An 18,246-nucleotide genomic window follows, 5' to 3' on the forward strand; every position below is an offset into this window, starting at 1 on the left:
ACCGTCACAAACCTCGTGCCGACAGCCAGCCGTCGATCCTCTCGGCGACTGCACGCCAACCCGGTTCGAGCATCATGTTGTGGCCCATGCCGGTGAAAAACTCGGCGTCGGTACCGTACGCGCGGGCAGTCTTCCGTATCTCGTTCTGGCTGAAACAGGCGTCGTCTTGCGCTCCTAAGACCAGCAGAGGTGTGGTGACCCGCTTGGGCCTGGGAAGGCTGAGCACCGTCAAATCCAAGGCCTGCCTTCCGACATACTCTTCGTCCAGCAGGGGAGTGTAGCGCGCGAGATCCGAATCTGGCGTGGCCGCGGAGTAGAAGTTCTTGCGTGCCGCCGTAGTTGTGTTCACCGCGTGCAGGGTCTTGCCCCGGATCAAGGCGCGTGCTGAGCGCGTCGGATGACGCCCCAGTATGCGGAGCAACGCACGGCTGGCGCCGCTCACCGGCATCGTCGCGAGCAGGACTCCCGCTGGGACGTTGTGCGTCTCAAGGTATTTCTGAACGATTAAGCCGCCCATCGAGTGACCAATGACCACAGGCTCCACGGGAAGGCGCCTGGCGACGTTCGCCACGTCCTGCACCCAGTCGGCAACCGAACACCGCCGTGGCTTGGTCCTTTCGCTTCCGCCATGGTTGCGGAGGCTGACCGCTACCGCTCGATAGCCCTTGTCCGCGAAAAAATCGAGAAAATTCTCGTCCCAGCACCAGGCCGCGTGCCATGAGCCATGGATGAAAAGCAGCGGCGCCGGGTGCGCCACACTAATAGAACCTTTGTCGATGACTTCAAGCTTCATCGTGCTCCTTAACGCCGCAATTGAAGGGGCTCAGCTGAATTCGATGACACCACGGATATTCCGGCCGAGTCGCATGTCCGCGAGAGCTTCGTTGATTCCTTCGAGCCGGTACCGCCGCGTTATCAGCTCGTCGAGTTTGAGATGTCCGTCGCAGTACATGGACAGCAACATCGGCATGCCCGCGCGCGGGTTCATACCGCCGTAGATCAGTCCTTTCAATTGCTTGCAGTACTGCACCATCTCGAGCAAGACGATTGGGATGCTCATCTCGAATCGCGGAACCGCCACCATCAGACACGTGCCGCCCTTGCGCGTCAACGCCATCGCGGGTGCCACCATCTCGGGTTCCAGCACGCTCGGCGTCAGGATCACACGGTCGGCCATCGCGCCGCGGGTGAGGTCGCGAACAAGGGGTATGGCTTCTTCAATCGACGCGCAGGTACGCGTCGCGCCGAAGGACTCGGCCGTCTCGCGCTTGAAACCCACGGGATCCACCGCGATCACCGAAGTCGCGCCGGCGGCGCGGGCGCCCTGTACGGCGTTGATCCCTACCCCGCCGACGCCGACGACGACGACGGTATCGCCGGCACTGTCCCGACGCCGGAACTGCCCGACCCCCAACCTGTTGAGACGCCGCACGACACCAGCGAGGCCGACTCGAACGGTATCGATTTGTCGATCTTGACGACGGATTGCTCAGCTACGACGGCATATTCGGCGAAGGTGCCGAGCTTCATCATCGCCATCAGGTCCTCGTTTCCGAGGTGGCGCCGCGCCGTCTTGTCGGTCACCATCTGCTTGGCGAAGAACATCGCGCCCACGTCGCACAGGTAGGTGGCACCCAACACGCACCACCGGCAGGACCCGCACGCCGGTATGAACGACATGGTCACGTGGTCCCCGCATCGCACGGACCGCACACCCGGACCGACCTCGACGACGACCCCGGCCCCCTCGTGGCCGCCGAGCACGGGGAAGAAGTATAACGGCGGCGCGCCGGCGACCTCCATGATTGCTGCGACCTCGGGACTGGGCGTGCAATCACCGTTGGCAAAGTGGTCGTCCGAATGGCAGACGCTGGCCGCACGCATCTTCACCAGAACTTCGCCTTCGCGAGGTGGGTCCAGCGTGATTTCTTCGATGTCCCAGTCGCCGCCGACTCCCCGCAGGACTGCCGCGGCGCATTTCATGCCCGCCTCCTTCGAGCAGTTGGCGCGGCGCAAGTTCGGGTGTCGGCGCACATCCTTTCACACGGTCGAATGCTCTGCTGCGCAGTGTGTTTCATCGGGCGGATCCCTCCGGTCGCTGCGATCTTGCGATCAATGCTGCTCATGACAGCCGACGGTAGAGCCGTTTCAGCAAGCCACCGACTCGATGTCCACTCACCGAACAGGGCTGGGCGATTGGCTCGCTGGCGGCTCCGGAGGCAAGCCGCCGTGTTGTCCACTCTCCGGACATTGGTTTGTCGGCCCCGCCGCGGCAGTCCTAGCGTTCCATCGTGATGAACCGCATTGACATGGTGGAGCTCTGGGAGCGGCACACCCGCTACGAATTCGAATGCAGGGACGCAGATCTCGCGGTGTCGACAATGGTGCCTGAGGCGCGCGTTATGCACCTGCCGACGATGAGCGGAGCGTCTGGACGCGACGCGCTGCGCGCCTATTACGCCGACGTCTTCATCCCCGGGCAGCCGCCGGACACCGAGCTCGACCTCATTGCCCGCTCGATCGGTGACGACGTCTTGGTCGATGAGTGCATCATGCGGCTCACCCATGACCGCGAGGTACCGCAGCTTCTGCCCGGGGTGGCCCCGACGGGTGTGTCACTCGAGGTCGCCTTCGTCGTGATCGTCAAGTTCCGGGACTCTTTGATGTTGAGCGAGACGCTCTACTGGGACCAGGCTCAAGTCCTGCGCCAAGCCGGTCTGCTGTCCGCTGACGCGCTGCCGCTGCCGGACACGTCCGACGTCAGCAGCTACTTGCGCACCTCGAGGACCCGTTGATGTCCCGGGTGACGGTACGCTGTTGCATGGCCCCCACCGCGGGAAGTTCCGAACCAGCCGGCCCAGCCCGAAGCGTCATCCATACTGCGTTCGCGCTTCTTGACCTGGTCGCCGAGCTGCAACCGGTGCGGCTGGTGGACCTCAGCGCAGCCGCGGGGCTGCCTCACCCGACGGTGCATCGACTCCTTCGCCAACTGGTCGAGGTAGGAGCAGTTCGTCGGGACGGCTCGCGCTACAGCCTGGGCGCAACTGTGCTTCGCCTCGGTGCGACGGTCACACCCGTGGCCCGACTGCGCGTCGCGGCCCGGCGGCCCATGGCCGAACTCGCGGCACGCACCGGGGCGGCCGTGAGCCTGTCGGTCAATTTGGGCGACGGTCCCGTATACCTCGACACACTCGACGCGCGAACACCCGTCCGCTACGTCGCGAAGACGGGTGACGCCGTCCTGCCGGAGACGGCGCAGGCTCGCGCGCACTATAGCTGCGCCACCGGGGTTCCGGTTGTTGACGCCGGGCAGGTGGCAGCCGACTATAGCTGCTCCGCGATGGCAATACCGCTCGGTTCATCGGGCGTTGCCGTCGTGTCCACGATGCTGCCGACGGGCAGGCCCCCGGCCGGGATGATCGAAGCCACTCGCCGGACCGCTGAACGCATCACCGCATCACTGCGGGCGCCGGTGTCCGAGCCGTAATCGTTCACCGAGCCCGCAGCCGAGTCCGAAAGACCGCTTCGACAGTCGCTTTGGCGTGCCGCCATGCGCGCAGAAGAGGGGGGACCTGATGGCACGAACCGAGCATGATGCGTGGGATCTGGCCAGCAGCGTGGGAGCCACCGCGACGATGGTCGCCGCGGCGCGAGCGGTCGCGACCAGGCGTCCGCAGCCGGTCATCACCGACGAGCTGGCCGAGCCCTTGGTGCGCGCCGTCGGACTGGACGTGCTGGCCCGACTGGCCAGCGGCGAGATCGATTCGGTGAGCCTCGAAAGCGACATCGGTGTTCCGCGGATGGTCGACATGTTCGCCGCCCGTACCCGCTTCTTTGACGACTTCTGCATCGCGGCGACGCGCGCGGGCGCGCGTCAGGTGGTGATCGTGGCCTCCGGGTTGGACACCCGCGCCTACCGGCTGGATTGGCCGGCGGGGACGACGGTCTACGAGATCGACCAGCCTGACGTTATCGCCTTTAAAAGCGGAGCGCTCTCTGCCCTCGGCGCGGCCCCCACCGCTAGCTTGGAAACAATCGGCGTCGATTTGCGCGAAGCGTGGCCAACGGCGTTGCAGGACGCCGGTTTTGACTCAACGCAACCCACCGCATGGCTCGCCGAGGGTCTTTTGATCGGATACCTGCCGCCGGAGGCAGAGGTCTCGATGCTGGACTCGATCATGTCGTTGTCCCACCGGGACAGCCGGCTGGCCGCGGACTACGGTCTGGTCACCGGTACGTCAGCAGAGTCGAAAGAACAGGCGCGGTTGATGGCCGAGGGCTGGCGGCGACGCGGCCTGGACATGAATATGGCCGGTTTGATTTACCCCGGCGAGCACACCGATGCCGCGGCTCACTTACACGCAAAAGGCTGGGCTACAACGAAATTCGGGATCAGCGACCTCTTCACGGCGGCGGGGCTGCCGGCATTGCAACAGGCCAGCCACGTGGGCTCGGCCGCAGCAATCAGCTTCATCACGGCACTGCGAATGTGACCGACTAGTCCTACCTAGGCTCCGCGTCTGGCTTCTGGTCGCCGGTGCGGATCACCTCGGTCTTCGGCTCGTGGTCGGCCGCGGTGTGGATCGTCTCGGTCGGCGCGTCACGCTCGGCCGTGGCGACCGAAGCGGTCCGCTCCTCGTGCCGGGCTCCCGCGGTGGGAATCTCGCCGGTCGGCGCCTCGTCGCCGCGGACGGCCGAGAAGACGTCGGTATCGGCCCGTTCGTCGCCCTCCCCGTGCGGGCGGGGCGGCGGGTTGCGGTCGATCCGCCAGCGGCCCACGGCCACGCCGATGATCCCGGGCAGGAAGACGAGCAGCGCGGTGAAGGCCGCGAACGTCGTCACCTCGTTGATCAGGCCCCCGGTGTACAGGCCGGAGTACGCGAGCGCGATGAGCCAGGAGACGGCGCCGCTGAGGATGCCGGCCAACAGGCCGGCCAGCAGCCACGTCATCGCCAGATCCTGTCGGCGGTCCGGATCGGGCTGTGCCTTGGCGTCCGCCCGACCGTCGAGCACCCCCCACACGACGACGCCGATCACGAACAAGAGCAGCAGCACGACGCTGATCAGCCCGGCCTGTGTTTGCCACGCGTTGATCAGTGCACCTTGTATCAAACGGACGACGACCATCGCGGCGGCGAACACCAATCCGCGCAGCATCCAGTTCCTCATGAAGGGAAAGCGTAGCGAGTACCGTCAAGGGTCGTGACACATTCCCAGCGCCGAGAAAAGCTGAAAGCGCAGATCGGGGCCAGCGGACTGGACGCGATGCTGGTCACGGACCTGGTCAACGTTCGGTACCTGTCCGGTTTCTCAGGATCGAACGGCGCGTTGCTGGTGTTTGCCGACGACCGCGAACCCGTGCTGGCCACCGACGGCCGGTACCGCACTCAGGCCGCCGAGCAGGCGCCCGACCTCGAGGTCGCCATCGAGCGCGCAGTCGGGCGTTACCTGGCGGGCCGCGCCGCCGACGCCGCCGTCGGCAAGCTGGGCTTCGAGAGCAACGTGGTCACCGTCGACGGCTTCGACGCGCTGACCGGCGAGATCGAGGAGCACAAGGCGTCGACCGAGTTGGTACGCGCCGCCGGGACCGTCGAGGCGCTGCGCGAGGTCAAGGACGCCGGCGAGGTCGCGCTGCTGCGCCTGGCCTGCGAGGCGGCCGACGCCGCGCTGGCGGATCTGGTGGCGCGCGGCGGGCTGCGGCCCGGCCGGACCGAACGCGAGGTGAGCCGCGAGCTGGAGTCGCTGATGTTCGACCACGGTGCGGACGCGATCTCGTTCGAGACGATCGTGGCCGCCGGGCCGAATTCGGCGATCCCGCACCACCGCCCGACCGATGCGGTGCTGGCCGACGGCGACTTCGTCAAGATCGACTTCGGCGCGCTGGTCGCCGGCTACCACTCCGACATGACCCGCACCTTCGTGCTGGGCAAGGCCGCCGACTGGCAGCTGGAGATCTACCAGCTGGTCGCCGACGCGCAGCGGGCCGGCCGGGAGGCCCTCAAGCCGGGCGCCAACCTGCGCGAGGTGGACGGCGCGGCAAGAAAGCTGATCGCCGACGCCGGGTACGGCGAGCAGTTCGGCCACGGCCTGGGCCACGGCGTGGGCCTGCAGATCCACGAGGCGCCCGGGATCGGGGCCACGTCCGCCGGCACGCTACTGGCGGGGTCGGTGGTCACCGTGGAGCCCGGCGTCTACCTGCCCGGCAAGGGTGGGGTGCGCATCGAGGACACCCTCGTCGTGCCGGACGGCGCCGACGGTCACGGCCCCGAACTGCTGACGCGGTTCCCCAAGGAACTGGCCGTCCTGGCTTAGCTGGTGCCGTTGGTGCCGTGGGCGCCGAACAACAGTCCGCCCGTGCCGCCGGGGCCGCCGTGGCCGTGGACGATGCCGATTCCGCCGTCGCCGCCGTTGCCCCCGTTGCCGACCAGCTGGGCGTTGCCGCCGCTGCCGCCGTTGCCCGGGCCGACGCCGCCGCCGCCGGCGCCGCCGCCACCGCCGTTGCCGAAGAGGGCGGCCTGTCCGCCGTTGCCGCCGTCGCCCGAATTCAAGGAGGTCCCGCCGGTGCCGCCGAACCCGCCGTCGCCGAACAACAAGCCGGCCGCGCCGCCGTTGCCGCCTTGGCCGCCCGAAATGCCGTTCACGACGGAGGTATCGCCGCCGGCGCCGCCGGCGCCGCCGCTGCCGGCGAGGACGCCGCCGTGCCCCCCATTGCCGCCGGCCCCGCCGCCGCTGTTATTGCCTCCGTGGCCGCCGGCCCCGCCGGCACCGCCGTTGCCGTAGATCAAGCCACCGTTGCCGCCCGCACCACCGGCGGCGCCGTCGTTGCCCAGGCCTTCGCCGCCGACGCCGCCAATCCCGCCGTTACCGAACAGGCCGGCCGACCCGCCGACGCCGCCGACGCCGGGGTTCCCGAACAAACCGGCGCCGCCCAGCCCCCCGTTGCCGCCGGCGCCGTAGATGAGGCCGCCGGTCCCGCCGGCCCCGCCGCTTCCGCCTGCTAGACCGCCGCCGCCCCCGTTGCCGCCGTTCCCGAACAGCCCGGCGGCCCCGCCGGCGCCGCCGGCCACACCGAGAGCGGTGCTGTTGCCGCCGTTGCCGCCGTTGCCCCACAGGATCCCGCCGGCCTGACCCGGGCTGCCGATGCCTTGAGCGTTCGTTATGCCGTCGGCGCCATTGCCGATCAGCGGGCGTCCCAGCAGTATCTCGGTTGGCTCGTTGATCACTGCGAGGATGTCTTGCTCGAGGGTCTGCAGCGGGCCGGTATTGGCGGCCTCGGCGCCGGCGTACTGCGCCACGCCGGCGTTCATCAGCCCGACGAATTGCTCGTGGAAGGCCGCCGCCTGGGCGCTCAGCGCCTGGTAGGCCTGACCGTGCGCCCCGAAGAGCGATGCGATCGCCGCCGACACCTCGTCCCCGGCGGCCGCCAGCACGCTGGACGTCGGCCCCGCGGCCGCGGCGTGGGCGGAGCGCAGCGTCGACTCGATGTTGGCCAGATCCGAAGCCGCCGACGACATGAACTCCGGCGCCGCGATGACGAACGACATGCCGATCCACCTACTTTCCATTGCGCCAAACCCGATGGCGGCTCGGCGGCTTACACCGCCCTTGTGTGTCCGCTGTCGGTGACGCTAGCGACGAGGGGCATCGGCGCGAATCAGGGATTTCCCTACTGTTTTCGCCGGGTCAGCTTCGTCGGTACGCCCGGGTTCAGCTGGTGCCGTTGGTGCCGTGGGCGCCGAACAACAGTCCACCGGTCCCTCCGGCCCCGCCCGCGCCGTTAGGCAGGCCGCCGTTACCTCCGTTGCCGCCGCTACCTATCAGCTGTGCGGCGTTCCCGCCGCGGCCGCCGTTGCCGCCGGCGCTGCCACCTTCGCCGCCGTCGCCGCCGTTGCCGTAGAAGAGGCCGCTGTTGCCGCCGTTGCCGCCGTTGCCGCCGGTGGTGCCGCCGCCGCCGTTGCCGCCGGCGCCGCCGTTGCCGTAGAAGAGCCCGCTGTTGCCGCCGTTACCGCCGTTGCCGCCGAAAGTCGGACTGCCGAGGGCGGCGCCTCCGCTGCCGCCGTTACCGAACCAGAAGGCCGACCCCCCGTTGCCGCCCGACGCACCGGCGGAACCACCCCCGCCGGCGCCGCCATTCCCGAACAGCAGGCCTGCGGCCCCGCCGTCCCCGGCCCGTGCGCCCGCGCCGCTGCTGGCGCCGCCGTTGCCGCCGTTACCGATGAAATGGGCATTCCCGCCGTGCCCGCCGGCGCCGCCGATACTGCCCCCGGCACCCCCGGCGCCGCCGTTGCCGTAGAAGAAGCTGCCGTCGCCGCCGTTGCCGCCGCTGCCGCCGGTGAGGCCGTCGCCGCCGTTGCCCCCGGCGCCCCCGTTGCCGTAGAAGAACCCGCCGTGCCCGCCGTTACCGCCGGCGCCGCCGATACCCCCACCGCTGAAGGCGGCGCCTCCGCTGCCGCCCGCGCCAAACAAGAATGCCGACCCGCCGTTGCCGCCCGACCCGCCGGCGCCACCAGCGCCGCCGTCGCCGAATAGCAGTCCGCCGGCCCCGCCGTCACCGCCGTGTACCGCGCTGCCGCCGCCGAGGCCGCTGGCGCCGCCATTGCCGCCGTTACCGATCAAATGGGCATTCCCGCCGTGGCCGCCGGCGCCGCCGGCAGTGCCGCCTGCGCCCCCGGCGCCGCCGTTGCCGTAGAAGAAGCTGCCGTCGCCGCCGTTGCCGCCGTTCCCGCCGGTGGTGCCGCCGCCGCCGTTGCCCCCGGCGCCGCCGGCTCCGTAGAAGAACCCGCCGTTGCCGCCGGCGCCGCCGTTGCCGCCGATATTCGGACTGCCGACGGCGGTGCCTCCGCCTCCGCCGTTACCGAACAAGAAGGCCGACCCGCCGTTGCCGCCCGATCCGCCGACGGTACCGCCTCCGCCACTACCGCCATTGCCGAAAAACAGGCCCCCGGCCCCGCCGTTGCCACCGATTGCGCCGGGGCCGCCGTCGCCGCCGTTGCCGCCGTTGCCGATAAGCCCGGCGGCCCCGCCGGCACCGCCGTTCGTGCCGATGGCGGTGCTGGTGCCGCCGTTGCCGCCGTTGCCCCACAGGATCCCGCCGGCCTGGCCCGGGGTGCCGACGCCTTGGGCGTTGGTGATCCCGTTGGCGCCGTTGCCGATCAGCGGGCGTCCCAGCAGTGTCTGGGTGGGCGCGTTGATGACTCCGAGGACGTCTTGCTCGAGGGTCTGCAGCGGGCCGGTATTGGCGGCCTCGGCGCCGGCGTACTGCGCCGCGCCGGCGTTCATCAGCGCGACGAATTGCTCGTGGAAGGCCGCCGCCTGGGCACTCAGCGCCTGGTAGGCCTGACCGTGCGCCCCGAACAGCGACGCGATGGCCGCCGATACCTCGTCGCCGGCGGCCGCCAGCACGTTGGACGTCGGCCCCGCGGCCGCGGCGTGGGCGGAGCGCAGCGCCGACTCGATGTTGGCCAGATCCGAAGCCGCCGACGACATGAACTCCGGCGCCGCAATGACAAACGACATGTCACCCCACCTATCCCTCGGGCCCTACGTCGGTGACGCTAGTGATCGCGAGCTTCGGCGCGAATCAGGGATTTCCCTATGGTTTTCGGCTCAGCTGGTGCCGGTGGTGCCGTGCGCGCCGAACAGCGCGCCGCCGGTCCCGCCGGCGCCGCCATGACCATCGGTGAGGCCGGTACCGGCGTTGCCGCCGTTGCCGCCGTTGCCGACCAGGATCGCGTTGCCGCCGTTGCCGCCGTTGCCGCCGCTGAATCCGCCGTTGCCTCTGCCGCCGCCACCCCCGTTGCCGATGAGCCCAGCACCGCCGCCATTGCCGCCGTCCCCGCCGTTGTCGGCGGCGCCGCCGGGACCGCCGACCCCGCCGTTGCCGAACAGCGCGCCGGCCGTGCCACCGTCGCCGCCCCTGCCGCCGACGGGAGCGCCGTTGTGGTTGGTGTCCTGTCCGCCTCCACCGCCGGCGCCGCCGTCGCCGAAGAGGACGCCGCCGTGCCCTCCGGCGCCGCCGTCGCCGCCGTTGAAGCCAGCGGTGGTGCCGCCGAGACCGCCGCCGCCGCCGTTGCCGTAGATCAAGCCGCCGTTGCCGCCGGCGCCGCCGGCGCCGCCGAAGGCGGTAGTGCCTGCGCCACCGGTGCCCCCGAATCCGCCGTTGCCGAACAGGAAGGCCGAGCCGCCGGCGCCGCCGACTCCGCCAAAGAGGGTGGAGCTTCCGCCCAGGCCTCCGTTGCCGCCATTGCCGTAGATGAGGCCACCGGCCCCGCCGGCACCACCGGCCGCGCCGGTGCCGCCTTCACCGCCGGTGCCCCCGTTGCCGAACAGCCCGGCCGGTCCACCCGCGCCGCCCGGCACGTCAACGTTTGTGCTTCGGCCGCCATTGCCTCCGTTGCCCCACAGGATTCCGCCCGCCTGGCCCGGCGTGCCGACGCCCTGGGCGTTGGTTATCCCGTCGGCGCCGTTGCCGATCAGCGGGCGCCCGATGAGCGCGTTGGTGGGCGCGTTGATCACCGCGAGTACGTCGTCTTCGAGGGTCTGCAGCGGGTTGGCGTTGGCGGCCTCGGCGGCGGCGTACTGTGCCGCACCGGCGTTCATCAGCCCGACGAATTGCTGGTGGAACTGTGCGGCCTCGGCACTGAGCGCCTGATAGGCCTGCCCGTGCGCCCCGAACAGCGACGCGATGGCCGTGGACACTTCGTCGCTGGCCGCCGCCAGCACGTTGGACATCGGGACCGCTGCCGCGGCGTGGGCGGAGCGCAGCGCTGAGCCGATGTTCGCCAGATCCGAAGCCGCCGACGACATCAACTCCGGCGCTGCAACAACAAACGACATGCCTACCTCCCCGTTGTTTCAAACCCGTCGGCGGCGACGCTAGTGATAAGGGGACTGGGCGTTCAATTAGGGATTTCCCTACAAATTTGGCCGTACTCGACGCCCAAAGTTGGCCCGTTGTTAGGTTTCTGCGCGCGTTCCCGCAGGCTAGGCTGACCGGATGCGAGAGCCGACATGCCGTATTTGACCGCGGCGCCTGGGGTAATCGCCTCCGCGGCAACGGATTTGGCGGGCATCGGCTCGAATCTCAGTGCCGCGCACGCCGTGGCGGCCGCCCAGACCCTCGCGGTGCTGCCCGCGGCCGCCGACGAGGTGTCGGTGACCATCGCGAACTTCTTCTCGCGGCACGCCCAGCATTACCAGGCGCAGGCCGGGCAGGCGGCGGCGGCTCAGGAGCAGTTCGTGCAGCAGCTGGCCAACGGCGCGGGATTGTATGCGGCAGCCGAGGCCGCCAACGCCGCGATGCTGCCGCCCGCGGAATCGATCACCGGCGCGATATCGGCCCTGTGGGGCGACGTGCAGAATTTCTTCGCCGGCGCCCTCACCACGTTCGAGCAGATGCTCAATCAATTAGCGGGATTTCTGCTGCCGCTGATTCGCGAAGCCATCGCCTTTTCGACCGCGTTCTTCTTCGTGTTCGTGCTGCCGACGATCGAGATCGCGCTAAACATCCTGGTCGCCCTCTAGTCCAAGGGTGCGCGCGATCACGGGCGCACGGTTCGGGCCGGTGCCGCGGCGCGGGTAATCTGCATGGGGCGAACCGACAGCGATGTTCGCGGAGAACTGCCATCCCATAGGAGATACACCGACCGTGGCGACGACTGCCGACTTCAAAAACGGACTGGTGCTGGAGATCGACGGCCAGCTATGGCAGATCGTCGAGTTCCAGCACGTCAAACCCGGCAAGGGGCCGGCCTTCGTGCGCACCAAGCTGAAGAACGTGCTGTCCGGCAAGGTGGTCGACAAGACCTACAACGCGGGCGTCAAGGTGGAGACGGCCACCGTCGACCGCCGCGACGCGACCTACCTGTACCACGACGGCTCGGACTTCGTGTTCATGGACAGCCAGGACTACGAGCAGCACCCGCTGCCCGAGTCCCTGGTCGGCGACGCCTCGCGGTTCCTGCTGGAGGGTCTGCCCGTGCAGATCGCGTTCCACAACGGGGCGCCGCTCTACATCGAGCTGCCGGTGTCGGTCGAGCTCGAGGTCACCCACACCGAACCGGGCCTGCAGGGCGACCGGTCCAGCGCCGGGACCAAGCCGGCCACGCTGGAGACCGGCGCGGAGATCCAGGTGCCGCTGTTCATCAACACCGGGGACAAGCTGAAGGTGGACTCGCGCGACGGTAGCTACCTGGGCCGCGTCAACGCGTGAGCGGGCCGCATGGCTGCTAAGGGACGCCATCAGGCGCGCAAACGCGCCGTCGACCTGTTGTTCGAGGCCGAGGCCCGGGAGCTGACCCCGGCCGAAGTGGTCGACGTCCGCACCGCGCTCGCCGACGCGAATCCCGACGTGTCGCCGCTGTACCCGTACACCGCCGCCGCGGCGAGGGGTGTCGGTGAGCACCTCGCCCACATCGACGACCTGATCAGCTCCCACCTGCAGGGCTGGACGCTGGACCGGCTGCCCGCGGTCGACCGGGCCATCCTGCGGGTCGCGGTGTGGGAGCTGCTCTACGCCGACGACGTGCCGGAGCCGGTCGCCGTCGACGAGGCCGTGCAGCTGGCCAAGGAGCTGTCCACCGACGAGTCGCCGGGCTTCATCAACGGGGTGCTGGGCCAGGTCATGCTGGTGACGCCGCAGATCCGCGCGGCCGCCAAGGCGGTCCGCGAACAGCAATGACCCGGTTGGAGCTGCGTGTCGCCGTCGCGGCCTTCCTGGCCGCGACGGTGGTGCTGGGCGCCGTCGTGTGCGCGGCCTACGGGTGGACCATCGTCGCGTCGGTCCTCTCGATTTACGCGCTGGGCGTCGGCGCCTGGCTCTACCACTCGATCGAACGGCTGATCGTGGCCCGCCGCATCAGCACGGTCCGCTCGGCCGCCCGGCCGCTGCAGCCGCTGCTGCCGGTGATGGCCGCCATCATGGGCCTGACGCAGGCCGTGGTGCGCTCGCTGAGCGACGTCACCGAGCTGCCCGCGCGGAGCCGCGAGCTCCCGGTGCTGCGGTGGATGGAGGGTACGCGGGCAAATCGGCGCGTCGTGGATGCCGACGACGATCTGGATCCCTGACCTCGGACGGGCGACAATAGCGGCTACCGATGGGATGCTGCTGGCTATGAGGAAACCGACCGCGGCGGTCTCGCTGACGCTGGCCGCGATGGTGTTGTCGCCATTCGCGCCGACCGCGCACGCCGAGCCGTACTACGCGTTCCAGTCACCGTCGGGAAACGTCTACTGCGGCCTGGGCCAGTCGGACGCGACGACCTTCGCGGCGTGCGAGATCCGCGACCACACCTGGCCCGCGCCGCCGCGCCCGAATCCGTGCATGGGCGGCTGGGGCGATCGCATCAGCATGCGGCAGGGCGGCGCGCCCCAAATGTCTTGCCACACGGACACTCTCAAGGACCCGTCATCCCCGGTGCTGGAGTACGGCCAGACGCGGTCGCTCAATTCACTGGAATGCGACAGCGAGGCCTCGGGTATGACATGCACGGACACCAGTAGCGGCCATTATTTCCGCCTTTCGCGGGATAATTACGAGCTGCACTGAACTCGGAAGGTGATGGACATGGATCGAGACAGCGCCCGGCCGCGGCGACTTCGCGTGTCCGCGCTCGCGGCGGTCGCCAACCCGTCGTACACGCGCCTGGACACCTGGAACCTGCTCGACGACGCCTGCCGTCACCTCGCCGAGGTCGATCTCGCCGGGCTGGACAAGGACCACGAGATCGCCAAGGTCAAGCGGCTGATGGACCGCATCGGGGCCTACGAGCGGTACTGGCTGTATCCCGGCGCGGCCAATCTGGCGACCTTCCGCGCCCACCTCGAAAGCCTGTCGACGGTCCGGCTCGCCGAGGAGGTGTCGCTGGCCGTGCGGTTGCTCTCGGAGTACGGCGACCGGGCGGGGCTGTTCGACACCAGCGCGTCGCTGAGCGAGCAGGAGCTGGTCGCCCAGGCCAAGCAGCAGCAGTTCTACACGGTGCTGCTCGCCGACGACGCGCCGGCGACGGCGCCCGACAGCCTGGCCGAGTGCCTGCGGGCGCTGCGCAACCCGTCCGACGACGTGCAGTACGAGCTGTTGGTGGTGCCCAGCATCGAGGACGCCATCACCGCGGTCGCGCTGAACGGCGAGATCCAGGCCGCGATCATCCGGCACGACCTGCCGCTGCGCTCGCGCGACCGGGTGCCGCTGATGAACACCCTGTTGGGCGCCTGCGACGACGTGGTGGCGAGCGGAGCGCACGACTGGGTGGAATGCGCCGAATGGATTCGCGAGCTGCGGCCGCACATCGACCTGTATCTGCTGACCGACGAGTCGATCGCCGCGGAGACCGAGGACGAACCCGACGTCTACGACCGCACGTTCTACCGGCTCAACGACGTCACCGACCTGAACAGCACGGTGCTCGCGGGCCTGCGAAACCGTTATGCCACACCGTTTTTCGACGCCCTGCGGGCTTATGCGGCGGCCCCCGTCGGCCAGTTCCACGCGCTTCCCGTCGCGCGCGGCGCCAGCATCTTCAACTCGAAGTCCCTGCAGGACATGGGCGAGTTCTACGGCCGCAACATCTTCATGGCCGAGACGTCGACCACCTCCGGCGGGCTGGACTCCCTGCTGGACCCGCACGGCAACATCAAGAAGGCGATGGACAAGGCCGCCCGGACCTGGAATTCGAGGCGCACCTATTTCGTCACCAACGGGACGTCGACCGCCAACAAGATCGTGGTGCAGGCGCTGACCCGCCCCGGCGATATCGTGCTGATCGACCGCAACTGCCACAAGTCGCATCACTACGGCCTGGTGCTGGCCGGGGCCTACCCACTGTACCTGGACGCCTACCCGCTGCCGGAGTACGCGATCTACGGGGCCGTGTCGCTGAGCACGATCAAGCGGGCGCTGCTGGACCTCGAGGCCGCCGGGCAGCTGCACCGGGTCCGCATGCTGCTGCTGACCAACTGCACCTTCGACGGCGTCGTCTACAACCCGCGCCGGGTGATGGAGGAGGTGCTCGCGATCAAGCCGGACATCTGCTTTTTGTGGGACGAGGCCTGGTACGCGTTCGCGACGGCCGTGCCGTGGGCCCGGCAGCGGACCGCGATGGTGTCCGCCGATCGCCTCGAGCAGATGCTGGCGTCCCCGGAATACGCTGCGGAATACCGGGATTGGGCCGCGTCCATGGAGGGTGTCGACCGGGCGGAGTGGGTCGATCGGCGGCTGCTTCCCGACCCCGCCCGTGCGCGGGTGCGGGTCTATGCGACGCACTCGACGCACAAGTCGCTGTCGGCGCTGCGGCAGGCGTCGATGATCCACGTCCGCGACCAGGACTTCCGGGCGCTGACCCGCGACTCGTTCGACGAGGCGTTTCTCACCCACACCTCGACGTCGCCGAACCAGCAGCTGCTCGCATCGCTGGACCTGGCGCGCCGGCAGGTCGATATCGAGGGCTTCGAGCTGGTCCGCAACGTCTACAACATGTCGTTGGTCTTCCGCCACCGGGTGCGGCGGGACCGGTTGATCGGCAAGTGGTTTCGCATCCTCGACGAGTCCGACCTGGTGCCCGACGAGTTCCGGGCGTCGGCCGTCAGCTCCTACCGCGAGGTCCGGCAGGGCGCCCTGGCCGAGTGGAACGAGGCGTGGCGCTCCGACCAGTTCGTGCTCGACGCGACCCGGGTCACCCTGTTCGTCGGCAAGACCGGCATGAACGGGTACGACTTCCGCGAGAAGATCCTGATGGACCGCTTCGGAATTCAGATCAACAAGACGTCCATCAACAGCGTCTTGCTGATCTTCACCATCGGCGTCACGTGGTCGAGCGTGCACTACCTGCTCGACGTGCTGCGGCGCATCGCGACCGACTTCGAGCGCAGTCAGGCCATCAGTGGCAAGGAGGACCGCGCCCTGCAGCAGCGCCGGATCGAGGAGATCACCGAGGACCTGCCGCACCTGCCCGACTTCAGCGAATTCGACGTGGCGTTCCGCCCCGTCGACGCCTGCAAGTTCGGCGACACCCGGTCGGCCTTCTATGCCGGATACGAGGAGGCCGACCGCGAGCACGTGCTGATCGGCATGGCGGGTCGGCGGCTCGCGGAGGGCCGGAAGTTGGTGTCCACCACGTTCGTGGTGCCCTACCCGCCCGGCTTCCCGGTGCTGGTGCCCGGCCAGGTGGTCTCGAAGGAGATCGTCTATTTCCTCGCCCAGCTCGACGTGAAGGAAATCCACGGCTACAACCCCGAACTCGGGTTGTCGGTGTTCACCGCGGAGGCGCTGGCCCGGATGGAGGCCCAGCGCAACGCGGCGACGGCCGCGGTCGGTTCGGCGTACCCCGTCTTCGAGCTGCCGGCCGACGCCTCGGCGCGCAACGGCGACAGCGTCGCGCAGCCGGTGACCGGGGGCGCCTGACCGGGCCCACGGCCCAGCGCCGCGACGTCAGGCGTGGCGCCCTCTGCTGCGGGCGACTCCATCGCTGCGCCGCGCTGCCCTGGGCGTCGTCTGATGGACCGCATCGCCTGCGTCCATCGCCTCCGGTCGAGCGGGGTCGGGAGTGATATCGACGACGCGCCCGTCGGATTGGTGAAGGCCGCTGATAAGCAGCGCGTGACAGTTGGCGGCGTCATCCCGATGCCACGCGTAGAGATAGTTGCCGGAGGCGCGCCGGTCAACGTGCGCGGGTGCGACGTAGAGCGAGGTGTTCTCCATCCAGCCCATGTGGGAATCCTCGATGGCAATTGGCATTTCGCCCGGAAGATGGGCGAGCGCCCGGCGCAATTCCTCGACGTTCATCGGTCGCCAACCTACGAGCGGGTCGCTGAGAGGCCGCTGAGAAGCCCGCCAAGCCGCGGTGTTCCCGGCCGATCCGCCGACCTGCAGAATCGAAGGCGTGCGGGTATCTGCCGTCTTGAATCTGGGTATATCCGCCCGCTCGGCCGCGGTATCCGCGGTCGTCGTGTTGGTTGCGCTCGCTCTCGCCGGCGCGGGCCTCGAGGCGATCCTGTACCGGTCGTTGTTGGCCGGAGTGGACGATGCCGCCAGCAGCCGGGTTCGCAATATCGCCGAGTCGCTGCAGGCCGAGCCTATCGACGGCCTGGAGAGCGATCTTTTCTCGACCGACCAGCGCGTGGTCGCGGTCCAATTGATCGGCCCGGATGGCAAGGTGATACGTCGGTCGGGGTCCGCCCCCGACAGACCATTGGTCGCCATCACCGAGTTCGGCCCCAACCTGCGCCGCGGCATGCCCGACGACGCGGTCCCAGGGGACGACATGCGTCTGAGCGGTCAACGGGTCGCAACTCCGTACGGCGATTACACGGTCGTTGTCGGCGGCGGCAGCGAAGGGGTCGAGGCGACGGCGCGGACCGTCGCGCTGCTGTTGGGCGGCGGCGCACCGATCATCATCGCGGTGGCGGCGGCCGCGACCTACTGGCTCGTCCGCCGGTCACTGCAATCAGTGGATGCGATCCGCAGCAGGGTGGCTGAAATCTCCACGTCTGACTTGGCGGAGCGGGTGCCCGTACCGGCCGGCCGTGACGCGATTTCGGCCCTCGCGGTCACGATGAACGAAATGCTGGCCCGCATCGAGCAAGGCCACCGCGCGCAACAACGCTTCGTTGCCGACGCCTCCCATGAACTGCGCAGCCCGCTGGCCACCATCATCTCCGGGTTGGAAGTTGCCGAGGCTCATCCCGAGCTGCTGGATGCGGAGTTTGCGATCCTGCTGCCCGAGGCGCACCGCATGCACGCGCTGATTGAAGATTTGCTTCTTCTGGCCCGCGTCGATGAGCGAAGTCTGACGTTGCGCAAAGAGCAGCTATTCCTCGGCGATCTCGCCGAGGTCGAGGTGGCGCGCGTGCGGCGCAACGAGTCAGGATGCGCCATTGACACCGACATCGCCTCGGCGCGGTTGACCGGTGACGCGGTGGCGGTGTCGCGGGTTGTCCGCAACATCCTGGATAACGCTGTCCGCCATGCAAAGTCACGCGTCGACGTGCATGTCGGGTGCCGGGCCGGTACCGCGGTGCTCACCGTCAGTGACGACGGCCCGGGCGTACCTGCAGGCGAACGGGTCCGGGTGTTTGAACGATTCGTGCGTCTGGATTCGGACCGCTCCCGCAGCGGCGGGGGTACCGGCCTCGGTCTGGCGATCGTCGCCGAGGTCGTCGCCGCTCACGGCGGCACCGTCACCATCGACGACCGCCCGGGCGGCGGGACCACGGTGATCGTGGCATTCCCTTTGGACGCGAACCCGTAGCGGG

Annotated in this window: 16 protein-coding genes and 2 pseudogenes; 11 read left to right on the forward strand and 7 right to left on the reverse strand. The window is 69.1% G+C overall.

Annotation, left to right across the window (positions count from 1 at the left end):
* Positions 1–4: 4 nt before the first annotated feature.
* Together AWB92_RS22015 and AWB92_RS22020 are read right to left on the reverse strand one after the other, a co-directional pair.
* Complete coding sequence (locus AWB92_RS22015) at positions 5–793, reverse strand: alpha/beta hydrolase (protein WP_085189429.1); 789 nt, start codon at positions 791–793, stop codon at positions 5–7.
* 30 nt (positions 794–823) lie between these two features.
* A pseudogene (locus AWB92_RS22020) lies at positions 824–1,983 on the reverse strand (NDMA-dependent alcohol dehydrogenase).
* A gap of 311 nt (positions 1,984–2,294) precedes the next feature.
* On the opposite strand from AWB92_RS22020, the gene AWB92_RS22025 reads away from it, so the two are divergent.
* The 3 genes from AWB92_RS22025 (at position 2,295) to AWB92_RS22035 (ending at position 4,493) form a co-directional block, all read left to right on the forward strand.
* Positions 2,295–2,795 (forward strand): nuclear transport factor 2 family protein, encoded by a 501-nt coding sequence (locus AWB92_RS22025; protein ID WP_085189431.1) that lies wholly within the window; start codon positions 2,295–2,297, stop codon positions 2,793–2,795.
* 281 nt (positions 2,796–3,076) lie between these two features.
* Complete coding sequence (locus tag AWB92_RS22030; protein ID WP_241523545.1) at positions 3,077–3,487, forward strand: hypothetical protein; 411 nt, start codon at positions 3,077–3,079, stop codon at positions 3,485–3,487.
* An 88-nt stretch (positions 3,488–3,575) separates the two neighbouring features.
* A complete protein-coding gene (locus AWB92_RS22035; RefSeq protein ID WP_085189436.1) occupies positions 3,576–4,493 on the forward strand; it encodes a class I SAM-dependent methyltransferase in 918 nt (305 codons plus the stop codon).
* Between the two features lie 10 nt (positions 4,494–4,503).
* Here the strand turns inward: AWB92_RS22035 and AWB92_RS22040 are convergent, their stop codons facing one another.
* Positions 4,504–5,169 (reverse strand): B-4DMT family transporter, encoded by a 666-nt coding sequence (locus AWB92_RS22040; protein ID WP_085189438.1) that lies wholly within the window; start codon positions 5,167–5,169, stop codon positions 4,504–4,506.
* 33 nt (positions 5,170–5,202) lie between these two features.
* Between AWB92_RS22040 and AWB92_RS22045 the strand changes: the two genes are divergently transcribed.
* The gene (locus AWB92_RS22045) at positions 5,203–6,312 is read left to right on the forward strand and encodes a Xaa-Pro peptidase family protein (protein ID WP_085189440.1); all 1,110 of its coding nucleotides are present in this window, start codon (positions 5,203–5,205) and stop codon (positions 6,310–6,312) included.
* Between the two features lie 29 nt (positions 6,313–6,341).
* Here AWB92_RS22045 and AWB92_RS31115 read toward each other — a convergent pair.
* The 3 genes and pseudogenes from AWB92_RS31115 to AWB92_RS30720 form a co-directional block, all read right to left on the reverse strand.
* A pseudogene (locus tag AWB92_RS31115) lies at positions 6,342–7,544 on the reverse strand (PE family protein); the annotation flags it as partial.
* A 163-nt stretch (positions 7,545–7,707) separates the two neighbouring features.
* Complete coding sequence (locus AWB92_RS30715) at positions 7,708–9,516, reverse strand: PE family protein (RefSeq protein ID WP_085189444.1); 1,809 nt, start codon at positions 9,514–9,516, stop codon at positions 7,708–7,710.
* 90 nt (positions 9,517–9,606) lie between these two features.
* Positions 9,607–10,836 (reverse strand): PE family protein, encoded by a 1,230-nt coding sequence (locus tag AWB92_RS30720; RefSeq protein ID WP_085189446.1) that lies wholly within the window; start codon positions 10,834–10,836, stop codon positions 9,607–9,609.
* A gap of 174 nt (positions 10,837–11,010) precedes the next feature.
* Between AWB92_RS30720 and AWB92_RS31120 the strand changes: the two genes are divergently transcribed.
* The 6 genes from AWB92_RS31120 (at position 11,011) to AWB92_RS22090 (ending at position 16,396) form a co-directional block, all read left to right on the forward strand.
* Complete coding sequence (locus AWB92_RS31120; RefSeq protein ID WP_085189448.1) at positions 11,011–11,523, forward strand: PE family protein; 513 nt, start codon at positions 11,011–11,013, stop codon at positions 11,521–11,523.
* 124 nt (positions 11,524–11,647) lie between these two features.
* Positions 11,648–12,211 (forward strand): elongation factor P, encoded by a 564-nt coding sequence (gene efp, locus AWB92_RS22070; protein ID WP_068105036.1) that lies wholly within the window; start codon positions 11,648–11,650, stop codon positions 12,209–12,211.
* A gap of 9 nt (positions 12,212–12,220) precedes the next feature.
* On the forward strand, positions 12,221–12,679 hold the full coding sequence (nusB, locus tag AWB92_RS22075) for a transcription antitermination factor NusB (protein ID WP_085189450.1): 459 nt from the start codon (positions 12,221–12,223) through the stop codon (positions 12,677–12,679).
* Complete coding sequence (locus tag AWB92_RS22080) at positions 12,676–13,065, forward strand: antitermination protein NusB (protein ID WP_085189452.1); 390 nt, start codon at positions 12,676–12,678, stop codon at positions 13,063–13,065. Before nusB ends, AWB92_RS22080 begins: the two co-directional genes overlap by 4 nt.
* A gap of 46 nt (positions 13,066–13,111) precedes the next feature.
* Complete coding sequence (locus AWB92_RS22085; protein ID WP_142282240.1) at positions 13,112–13,546, forward strand: DUF6636 domain-containing protein; 435 nt, start codon at positions 13,112–13,114, stop codon at positions 13,544–13,546.
* A gap of 18 nt (positions 13,547–13,564) precedes the next feature.
* Positions 13,565–16,396 (forward strand): aminotransferase class I/II-fold pyridoxal phosphate-dependent enzyme, encoded by a 2,832-nt coding sequence (locus AWB92_RS22090; protein WP_085189539.1) that lies wholly within the window; start codon positions 13,565–13,567, stop codon positions 16,394–16,396.
* Between the two features lie 27 nt (positions 16,397–16,423).
* On the opposite strand, the gene AWB92_RS22095 is transcribed toward AWB92_RS22090, so the two are convergent.
* On the reverse strand, positions 16,424–16,777 hold the full coding sequence (locus tag AWB92_RS22095) for a hypothetical protein (RefSeq protein WP_085189456.1): 354 nt from the start codon (positions 16,775–16,777) through the stop codon (positions 16,424–16,426).
* Positions 16,778–16,892: 115 nt separating this feature from the next.
* Here AWB92_RS22095 and AWB92_RS22100 point away from each other — a divergent pair, with 115 nt between their 5' ends.
* Complete coding sequence (locus AWB92_RS22100) at positions 16,893–18,242, forward strand: ATP-binding protein (protein ID WP_085189458.1); 1,350 nt, start codon at positions 16,893–16,895, stop codon at positions 18,240–18,242.
* The last annotated feature ends 4 nt before the right edge of the window (positions 18,243–18,246 follow it).

Origin of the sequence: Mycobacterium sp. IEC1808 (assembly GCF_002101935.1) — a bacterium.
Lineage (GTDB): Bacteria > Actinomycetota > Actinomycetes > Mycobacteriales > Mycobacteriaceae > Mycobacterium.

Excerpts from the sequence above, each read along its gene's own strand:
- AWB92_RS22015 (WP_085189429.1), bottom strand. The coding sequence starts at position 793 with ATGAAGCTTGAAGTCATCGACAAAGGTTCTATTAGTGTGGCGCACCCG.
- AWB92_RS22025 (WP_085189431.1), top strand. The coding sequence starts at position 2,295 with ATGAACCGCATTGACATGGTGGAGCTCTGGGAGCGGCACACCCGCTAC.
- AWB92_RS22035 (WP_085189436.1), top strand. The coding sequence starts at position 3,576 with ATGGCACGAACCGAGCATGATGCGTGGGATCTGGCCAGCAGCGTGGGA.
- AWB92_RS22040 (WP_085189438.1), bottom strand. The coding sequence starts at position 5,169 with ATGAGGAACTGGATGCTGCGCGGATTGGTGTTCGCCGCCGCGATGGTC.
- AWB92_RS30715 (WP_085189444.1), bottom strand. The coding sequence starts at position 9,516 with ATGTCGTTTGTCATTGCGGCGCCGGAGTTCATGTCGTCGGCGGCTTCG.
- AWB92_RS30720 (WP_085189446.1), bottom strand. The coding sequence starts at position 10,836 with ATGTCGTTTGTTGTTGCAGCGCCGGAGTTGATGTCGTCGGCGGCTTCG.
- AWB92_RS31120 (WP_085189448.1), top strand. The coding sequence starts at position 11,011 with ATGCCGTATTTGACCGCGGCGCCTGGGGTAATCGCCTCCGCGGCAACG.
- nusB (WP_085189450.1), top strand. The coding sequence starts at position 12,221 with ATGGCTGCTAAGGGACGCCATCAGGCGCGCAAACGCGCCGTCGACCTG.
- AWB92_RS22080 (WP_085189452.1), top strand. The coding sequence starts at position 12,676 with ATGACCCGGTTGGAGCTGCGTGTCGCCGTCGCGGCCTTCCTGGCCGCG.
- AWB92_RS22085 (WP_142282240.1), top strand. The coding sequence starts at position 13,112 with ATGAGGAAACCGACCGCGGCGGTCTCGCTGACGCTGGCCGCGATGGTG.
- AWB92_RS22090 (WP_085189539.1), top strand. The coding sequence starts at position 13,565 with ATGGATCGAGACAGCGCCCGGCCGCGGCGACTTCGCGTGTCCGCGCTC.
- AWB92_RS22095 (WP_085189456.1), bottom strand. The coding sequence starts at position 16,777 with ATGAACGTCGAGGAATTGCGCCGGGCGCTCGCCCATCTTCCGGGCGAA.